The sequence below is a fragment of the Corallococcus exiguus genome (assembly GCF_009909105.1).
GTDB lineage: Bacteria > Myxococcota > Myxococcia > Myxococcales > Myxococcaceae > Corallococcus > Corallococcus exiguus.
The window spans coordinates 1-1,184 of the sequence record NZ_JAAAPK010000035.1; the positions used below are offsets into that span (position 1 = coordinate 1).

Annotated in this window: 1 protein-coding gene; it reads left to right on the plus strand. The window is 71.0% G+C overall.

What is annotated here, in order from left to right; all coding sequences use genetic code 11:
• Positions 1-1,184: fatty acyl-AMP ligase (locus GTZ93_RS42080; protein ID WP_139924262.1), on the plus strand; the 1,184-nt coding region annotated here is incomplete at both ends.

Here is a 1,184-nt window from a genome sequence, read left to right on the forward strand (position 1 = left end):
GCGGTGGCGGTGCCCGCGTATCCGCCGGACCCGATGCGGCTGGAGCGCACCCTGCCCCGCCTGCGCGCCATCATCCAGGACGCACGTGCGTCGGTGGTGCTCACCACGTCGGGCATCCTCGGGCTGTCGGACTTCGTCTTCGAGCAGGCGCCGGACTTCCGCGCGCTGCACTGGATGGCGACGGACGAGTTGCCGGAGGGCGGCGAGCGGGACTGGGTGGCGCCGGAGGGCCTGGGCGCGGAGTCGCTCGCGTTCCTTCAGTACACGTCCGGGAGCACGGGCACGCCGAAGGGCGTGATGCTCACGCACGGCAACCTGCTGCACAACCTGTCGCTCATCCACGGTGCGTTTGGAGCGCGCGCGGACAGCGTGGGCGTCATCTGGCTGCCGCCGTACCACGACATGGGCCTCATCGGCGGCATCCTGGAGCCTTTGTACGGAGGCTTCCCGGTGACGTTGATGTCGCCGATGGCCTTCCTCAAGCGGCCCATGGCGTGGCTGGAGGCGGTGTCGCGCTTCGGGGGCACCATCAGCGGCGGGCCGAACTTCGCGTTCGACTTGTGCGTGCGAAAGAGCACGCCGGAGCAGCGGCGGGCGTTGGACTTGAGCCGGTGGGAGGTGGCCTTCTGCGGCGCGGAGCCGATTCGTCCGGAGACGCTGGAGCGCTTCGTGGAGGCCTTCGGCCCCAGTGGCTTCCGGCGCGAGGCCTTCTACCCGTGCTACGGGCTGGCGGAAGGCACGCTCATCGTCTCCGGAGGCGAGAAGTCGGCGCCGCCGGTGTCGGTGACGATTTCAGGTGAGGGGCTGGAGCGGCACCGCGCGGAGGAAGTGGGCGCTGCTGAGCCCGGTGCACGCACGCTGGTGGGGTGCGGCCAGACGCTGGCGGAGCAGCGAATCGCCATCGTGGACCCGGAGACGTTGGAGCGGCGTGGGCCCGGTGAGGTGGGCGAAGTCTGGGTGTCGGGGCCGAGCGTGGCCCAGGGGTACTGGGGCCGGGAGGAAGCGACGCTCGAGACGTTCCAGGCGCGCATCGCGCGTGAGGACGGCGGGCCGTACCTGCGCACCGGTGACCTGGGCTTCCTGCGCCCGGAGGGCGAGCTGTACGTCACGGGGCGGCGCAAGGACCTCATCATCCTGCGAGGGCGCAACCACTACCCGCAGGACCTGGAGGCGACGGTGGAGGG